A 7,382-nucleotide genomic window follows, 5' to 3' on the forward strand; every position below is an offset into this window, starting at 1 on the left:
TCCATCAGGCCTTCGCCGCGATGTCCTTGGCCACGAGTTCAATGAACGCATCGACCGACATCACACCGAGGTCCTTGTTGCCCCGTGCGCGCACTGCCACTGCACCAGCGGCCTTCTCCTTGTCGCCAGCAACAAGGATGTAAGGCAGCTTTTGCAACGAATGCTCCCGTATTTTATACGTAATCTTTTCGTTGCGCAGATCTGTCGCCACCCTAAGGCCTTGATTCGGAAATGCTTTTTGCAGCTTTTGTGCGACTTCCCGCACATAGTCCGCCTGCGCGTCGGTGATATTGAGCACGGCGGCCTGCACGGGAGCCAGCCAGGTCGGCATGGCGCCAGCGTGCTGCTCGATGAGAATGCCGATGAAACGCTCCAGGCTGCCGACGATGGCACGGTGCAGCATCACGGGGCGATGGCGGTCGCCATCCTCGCCCACGTACTCCGCATCCAGGCGCTCGGGCATGGAGAAATCCACCTGGATGGTTCCGCACTGCCACTGGCGGCCGATGGCGTCCTTGAGCGTGTACTCGATCTTGGGGCCGTAGAACGCGCCATCGCCGGGCGAGATCACGTACTCGCAGCCCGAAGCCTCCAGGCTGTTGATCAGCGCAGCTTCTGCCTTGTCCCAGCTTTCATCGGAGCCGATGCGCGCCTCGGGGCGCGTGGCGACCTTGTAGATGATGTCGCTGAAGCCGAAGTCCGCGTAGACCTTTTGCAGCAGCGTGGTGAAGGCCAGCACTTCGGGCTGGATCTGGTCTTCGGTACAGAAGACGTGGCCGTCATCCTGCGTGAAGCCGCGCACGCGCATGATGCCGTGCAGGCCGCCCGTGGGCTCGTTGCGGTGGCACTGGCCGAATTCGCCGTAGCGCAGCGGCAGGTCGCGGTAGCTCTTGATGCCCTGCTTGAAGATCAGGATGTGGCCGGGGCAGTTCATCGGCTTGAGCGCGTAGTCGCGCTTTTCCGACTCGGTCGTGAACATGTTCTCGCGGTACTTGTCCCAGTGACCCGTCTTCTCCCACAGGGTCTTGTCCAGGATCTGCGGACCCTTGACTTCCTGGTAACCGTTGTCGCGGTACACGCGGCGCATGTACTGCTCGACCTCTTGCCACAGGGACCAGCCCTTCGGGTGCCAGAACACGGTGCCCGGCGAATGCTCGTCGATGTGGAACAGATCCAGTTCGCGGCCCAGCTTGCGGTGGTCGCGCTTTTCAGCCTCCTCCAGCATGTGCAGGTACTGCTGCAGGTCGTCCTTCGATGCCCAGGCCGTGCCGTACACGCGCTGCAGCATCTCGTTGCGATGGTCGCCACGCCAGTAGGCTCCAGCCACCTTCATCAGCTTGAAGAACTTGAGCTTGCCGGTGCTGGGCACGTGCGGGCCGCGGCACAGATCTTCGAAGCTGCCTTCGCGGTACAGGCTCACATCCTCATTGGAGGGGATGCTGGCGATGATCTCGGCCTTGTAGTTCTCGCCGATGCCCTTGAAGTACGCAACGGCCTCGTCGCGCGGCAGCACACGGCGCACCACGGGCTCGTCCTTGGCGGCCAGCTCGGCCATGCGCTTTTCGATGGCGACCAGGTCCTCGGGGGTGAAAGGCCGCTTGTACGAGAAGTCGTAGTAGAAGCCGTTCTCGATCACGGGGCCGATGGTGACCTGGGCCTCCGGGAACAGTTCCTTGACCGCATAGGCCAGCAAGTGGGCCGTGGAATGGCGGATCACGTCCAGGCCATCTGCATCCTTGGCCGTCACGATGGACAAGGGCATGTCCTTGTCGATGACGAAGCTGGTGTCCACCACCTTGGCGTCCTCGCCAGCCCCCACCTTGCCGGCCAGTGCCGCCTTGGCAAGGCCCGTGCCTATGGATGCGGCCACTTCGGCCACGGTGACCGGGCCGGGGTACTCACGTTGCGAACCATCGGGAAGCGTAATGTGGATCATGGGATTCCTAAAATATTTCTCAGGGGGCGCGCATCCCCCAAAAGCAAAAAGCGCGGAGCCAGGTCCGCGCTTTCTTGGGGTCGAGTGAATCTCGTGCAGGCGCGAACCGCCAGCCGCTAGCGGCCGGTGTACATCTCCGATGTAGTTCGCGGTGTCATAACCATGATGCCTTTCTCGCCCTTGTCAGTTGTTGTCAGTTGAAAACTTCCGCCATTTTAACCCCAGCAAAGAAAAAGCGCCCGAAGCACAAGGCCCCGGACGCTTTCTCACCCCTATCTACCTGAAGTTGCACTCACCGAAGCCGCGCTTCAGTGGAATTGCTCCTCTTCCGTGGAGCCGGTCAGTGCCTTGACGCTGGACGAGCCACCCTGGATCACCGTGGTCACATCGTCGAAGTAGCCTGCACCCACTTCCTGCTGGTGCGACACGAAGGTGTAGCCTTGCTCGCGGGCTGCGAATTCGGGCTCCTGCACCATGTTCACGTAGTGCTTCATGCCTTCGCCGTTGGCGTAGGCGTGGGCAAACTTGAACGTGTTGAACCAGTTGATGTGAATGCCGGCCAGCGTGATGAACTGGAACTTGTAGCCCAGCGCAGACAGGTCTTCCTGAAAGGAGGCGATCTGGCTGTCGTTGAGGTTCTTCTTCCAGTTGAACGAAGGAGAGCAGTTGTAGCTCAGCAGCTTGCCTGGGCAGGCGGCATGCACGGCCTGGGCGAACTCGCGGGCAAAGCCGATGTCGGGCACGCCGGTTTCGCACCACACCAGGTCGGCATAGGGCGCATAGGCCACGCCGCGGCTGATGGACTGCTCCAGGCCATTGCGGACACGGTAGAAGCCTTCCTGTGTGCGCTCGCCGGTCAGGAACGGCTTGTCGTTGGCATCGTGGTCGGAGGTGATCAGGTTGGCGGCTTCAGCATCGGTGCGGGCCAGCACGATGGTGGGCACGCCCATCACGTCAGCGGCAAAGCGCGCGGAGATCAGCTTTTCGACGGCTTCCTGGGTGGGCACCAGAACCTTGCCGCCCATGTGGCCGCACTTCTTCACGGCAGCCAGTTGGTCCTCGAAGTGCACGCCGGCTGCGCCAGCGGCAATCATGTTCTTCATCAGTTCGAAGGCGTTGAGCACGCCGCCAAAACCGGCTTCCGCATCGGCAACGATGGGCAGGAAGTAGTCGATGAATTCCTGGTCGCCGGGATTGATGCCGCGGCCCCACTGGATTTCGTCGGCACGCTTGAAGGTGTTGTTGATGCGGCGCACCATGGTGGGCACGGAGTCATAGGCGTACAGCGACTGGTCGGGGTACATGGTTTCGCTGGTGTTGCCATCGGCAGCCACCTGCCAGCCCGACAGGTACACCGCTTCCAGGCCGGCCTTGGCCTGTTGCATGGCCTGGCCTGCGGAGATGGCGCCAAAGGCATTCACATAGCCTTTCTTGGCACCGCCGTTGATCCTGTCCCAGAGCAGTTCCGCGCCACGCTGGGCCAGCGTGTACTCGGGCTGCAGGCTGCCGCGCAGACGCACCACGTCGGCTGCGCTGTAGCCGCGCTTGACACCTTTCCAACGGGGGTTCTGCGCCCAGTCTTTCTCAAGGGCGGAAATCTGCTGTTCGCGGCTCAGTTGCTGGGTCAGGGATTGGGGCATGTTGCTCTCCTGGGAGGTGGTTGAAACAAGCGGCTTTCTTGCGTCGGCCTTGGGATCAAATTTAAGTCTTATAGAAGACCTCGACAACATCTTATGTCTTATACAAGACTAATTTTTTTATCATTTAAATCAACGAGTTATTTTCATATTTCTCAATATGAAATCACATTTCTCGTATTGAGAAAAATTGGCGCAATGCAGCATTTCAATATTTCACAATGCGAAACATGAACTCCATGCCATGAAAAGTCACCACAGCATGGCAAGCGTCCGCGACAGGCACATGTCACGCACGCCGGACGCGCTCACAGGTACCATCGCGCGTTCAGGTGGCGCTCCCGCCTCTCAAACCTGCACTTGCCGTGAACACCTCCCATCGCAGATCTGCCTATGCCTGCCTGGCGCTGAGCATGTCCCTGGTCGGCAGCTATGTCGCCCTCTCCAAGCCCCTGGCGGCCATCTTTCCGGTGCTGCTGCTGGCCTGGCTGCGCTTTGGCATCGGGGCCATCGCCATGCTGCGCTGGCTGCGCAAGCCGGCTGACGAGGCACCCCTGTCTCGGCGCACGCAGGGCCTGCTGTTTCTTGAGTCGCTGTTCGGCAACTTTCTCTTCACCATCTGCATGGTGACTGGCGTGAGCCTGACAAGCGCTGTCACGGCCGGCGTGACCATGGCTGCCATCCCTGCTGCCGTGGCCTTGATGAGCTGGCTGTTTCTGCGCGAGCGCGTGGCTGCGCGCACCTGGCTGGCCATTGCGCTGGCCGTGGCGGGCATCGGCCTGTATGCGCTGTCCCGCCCGGACGCTGGCGCCACCTCGGCATCATCGGTCTCACCGCAGGCGTGGCTGGGGCAGGCGCTGCTGGTCGGCGCCGTGCTTTGCGAGGCGTTCTACGCCGTCATCGGCAAGCGCCTGACCACATCCCTGGGACCCAAGCGCATCACCTCCATCGTCAATCTCTGGGGATTTGCGCTGTCCACGCCCTTCGGGCTGTACCTGGCGTGGCGCTTCGACTTCGGCAGCGTGACATGGAGCACCTGGGGTCTGCTGCTGTTCTACGCCCTTGCCGCCTGCGTGTGGACCGTGTGGTTGTGGATGACAGGCTTGCGCAACGTGCCAGCCTCCCAGGCCGGCACCTTTACGGTACTGCTGCCGATCAGCGCCGCCGTGGTCGGCATGTGCGTGCTGGGCGAACGGGTCACATCCATGCAGGCGCTGGCCTTTGCGATCGCCCTGCTGGGCATTCTCGTGGCCACCTGGCCGGGCAGAAAACGCCTTGCACAACACCCTTCCGCGAGCGGTGCCAGCCCCCTCTGAAAACGCTGGTGCCGACGGCCAACCTGCCAGTGCGGCCCTCGAAAGCGAGCCAGAATGCAAAAACTCCTCAAAAAACAGCGCCACAGCAACAAATCGAGGCAAAAATTTGACGGGTAAGCTTGGAAGAGCGTTTTTTTCCCATTAGCATCAGCCTGCCAGTGGATAGCGACGGTTTTTCGCTGGTAAAGAATCCACTCCATACTAGGAACAAGCAACATGGCAACTGCAAAGAAGGCAACGGCTGCTCCGGCAGCTCCCGCAAAGAAGCGCACTCCCAACGCCGCCTTCATGAAACCCCTCACCCCCAGCCCCGCTCTGGCTGCCGTGGTGGGTTCCACTCCCCTGCCCCGCACCGAGATCATCAGCAAGCTGTGGGTCTACATCAAGGCCAACAAGCTGCAAGACGCTGCCAACAAGCGCATGATCAACGCCGACGCGAAGCTCAAGGAAGTGTTCGGCAAGCCCCAGGTCTCGATGTTCGAGATGGCTGGCCTGATCGGCAAGCACGTCAAGTAATCCTCGGGCCTGTGCCAAGACGGATGAAAGCCGGCCCCTGGGCCGGCTTTTCTTTTTTCCGGGATGCCATCTCCTCCCCTTGCCGGAGATGCTGCACACCGACAACATTCCAATGCCATGAGCCAAGTGCCCGCGCTGCAAGCCGTTCCCGACGGCATCATCAATCTGGCCGACCACGAGGTGCATGCGCGGCAACGGATGGACGACAACGCCTGGGCCTACTTCTCGGGCGGCGCGGCCGATGAGCGCAGTCTTGCGGCCAACCGCAGCGCCTGGGATGCGCTGACACTGTGGCCGCGCGTGCTCCGCCCCCTTGCAGGCGGTCACACCCGGCTGCAGTTGCTGGGCAGGGAGCTGGCCTGCCCGTTGCTGGTGGCCCCCATGGCCTTCCAGCGCATGGCCCATGCGGACGCAGAGCTTGCAACGGCCTATGCCGCAGCGGCGCTGGGCGCGGGCATGGTGCTCAGCACACAGGCCAGCCTGCCGCTGGAGACAGTGGCACAGGCAGCACGGCTCACTCCTGGCCATGGCCCCTTGTGGTTCCAGCTCTATCTGCAGCACGACCGTGGCTTTACCAGGCAATTGATCAAGCGCGCAGAGGCCGCAGGCTACGAAGCTCTGGTGCTGACGGTGGACGCGCCCACCAGCGGTGTGCGTGACCGTGAACGCCGCGCGCGCTTTTGTCTTCCGCCGGGAGTGTCCGCCGTCAATCTGCAGGGAATGGCGCCACTTGAAGCCATGCGACTCGCACCAGGCCAGAGCGCCCTGTTCGATGGCCTGCTGCACCATGCCCCCACCTGGGATGACGTCGCCTGGCTGCAGCAGCAGACACGGCTGCCGCTGCTGCTCAAGGGCGTGCTCCACCCGGCCGATGCGCTGCAGGCCGCGAGATTGGGAGTAGCGGGCATCATCGTCTCCAACCATGGAGGGCGCACGCTGGACACGGCACCGGCAACGGCAACGGCCCTTGCCCGCGTGGCCGGGGCCGTGCGCGGCGCGGGCCATGAACTGCCGTTGCTGGCCGACGGGGGCATACGGCGCGGCACAGACGTGCTCAAGGCGGTCGCCCTCGGTGCGACGGCGGTTCTGATAGGCCGCCCCGTACTTTGGGGCCTGGCCAATGCAGGCGCCGCCGGCGTGGCCCATGTTCTGAGGCTGCTGCGCGATGAGCTGGAGATCGCCATGGCGCTGACAGGGTGCGCCACCCTTGGCCAGGCCACTGTGGAACTACTGGATACCGAGTAAAGCCGAGCACCATACAGCCCTACAGACAACCAAGAATTGCAAATGCGATGAATTCTCATTTATAATTTTTCATCCTATCAATAGCCAGCCACTACTGCCTGTAGCCATGATCGTCTGTGTATGCCGCCGGGTTTCCGACCGTGAGATCGCACGCCACGCTCATGCGGGCATGAGCTTTGACGAGATCCAATTCGAATTGGGTATCGCCATGCAGTGCGGCCGCTGCGAGAGCTGCGCCCGGGATGTGGTTGCGCAATGCTGCGCCAGCCAGCCCGTGGCGGCCATCCACAACGAGGTCGCGGCCCAGACCGTCCAGCTTGCCAACAACATTCTGGAGAGCAAAGCATGGTCCTCCTCTCAGCACTTGTCGGCAGCCTGATCCTCGTCGTTACATGCACCTGGTGGATTCTGCGCAGCTGATACTCCGTCTTCCGAGCGACAGCACCCGGCTCCCATACGCTGACCGCTCCTTCTGTCTCTATGTCCCAGTCTGATCGTTTTGGCCCCCCCGGGGGCCTTGGCCGTAACGTGGCCATCGCGGGTTCGGTCGTGGTCCTGCATGCAGCAACCCTTTGGGCGATGCAGCATGGCCTGCTCCAGCGCGCACCCGAAGAGGTCATCGTGCCAGCCCAGGTGATTGCGGAATTCATTTCGCCACCCGCGCCCGAGCCCGAGGCGCCCAAGCCCCCTCCTCCGCCGCCGCCGCCCAAGCCCCAGCCGGTCGTGAAGAAG

The 7,382-nt window shown here is 62.2% G+C and carries 6 protein-coding genes and 1 pseudogene; 5 read left to right on the forward strand and 2 right to left on the reverse strand.

Annotated features, from left to right (window positions below):
• Positions 1 to 4: 4 nt before the first annotated feature.
• Together thrS and aceA are read right to left on the reverse strand one after the other, a co-directional pair.
• Positions 5 to 1,936, reverse strand: coding sequence for a threonine--tRNA ligase (gene thrS / locus A9976_RS20855; protein WP_183020597.1), 1,932 nt, complete (start codon positions 1,934 to 1,936; stop codon positions 5 to 7).
• A gap of 308 nt (positions 1,937 to 2,244) precedes the next feature.
• The gene (gene aceA, locus A9976_RS20860; RefSeq protein ID WP_183020598.1) at positions 2,245 to 3,576 is read right to left on the reverse strand and encodes an isocitrate lyase; all 1,332 of its coding nucleotides are present in this window, start codon (positions 3,574 to 3,576) and stop codon (positions 2,245 to 2,247) included.
• Positions 3,577 to 3,938: 362 nt separating this feature from the next.
• Between aceA and A9976_RS20865 the strand changes: the two genes are divergently transcribed.
• The 5 genes and pseudogenes from A9976_RS20865 to A9976_RS31460 all read left to right on the forward strand — a co-directional run.
• A complete protein-coding gene (locus A9976_RS20865) occupies positions 3,939 to 4,889 on the forward strand; it encodes a DMT family transporter (RefSeq protein WP_183020599.1) in 951 nt (316 codons plus the stop codon).
• Between the two features lie 216 nt (positions 4,890 to 5,105).
• The gene (locus A9976_RS20870; RefSeq protein ID WP_012206418.1) at positions 5,106 to 5,405 is read left to right on the forward strand and encodes an SWIB/MDM2 domain-containing protein; all 300 of its coding nucleotides are present in this window, start codon (positions 5,106 to 5,108) and stop codon (positions 5,403 to 5,405) included.
• 117 nt (positions 5,406 to 5,522) lie between these two features.
• The gene (locus tag A9976_RS20875; protein ID WP_183020600.1) at positions 5,523 to 6,650 is read left to right on the forward strand and encodes an alpha-hydroxy acid oxidase; all 1,128 of its coding nucleotides are present in this window, start codon (positions 5,523 to 5,525) and stop codon (positions 6,648 to 6,650) included.
• Between the two features lie 106 nt (positions 6,651 to 6,756).
• The gene (locus A9976_RS20880) at positions 6,757 to 7,029 is read left to right on the forward strand and encodes a bacterioferritin-associated ferredoxin (protein WP_012206420.1); all 273 of its coding nucleotides are present in this window, start codon (positions 6,757 to 6,759) and stop codon (positions 7,027 to 7,029) included.
• Positions 7,030 to 7,130: 101 nt separating this feature from the next.
• Positions 7,131 to 7,382, forward strand: a pseudogene (locus A9976_RS31460) (energy transducer TonB); the annotation flags it as partial.

Origin of the sequence: Delftia sp. UME58, from assembly GCF_014170385.1 — a bacterium.
GTDB classification, from domain to species: domain Bacteria; phylum Pseudomonadota; class Gammaproteobacteria; order Burkholderiales; family Burkholderiaceae_C; genus Comamonas; species Comamonas acidovorans.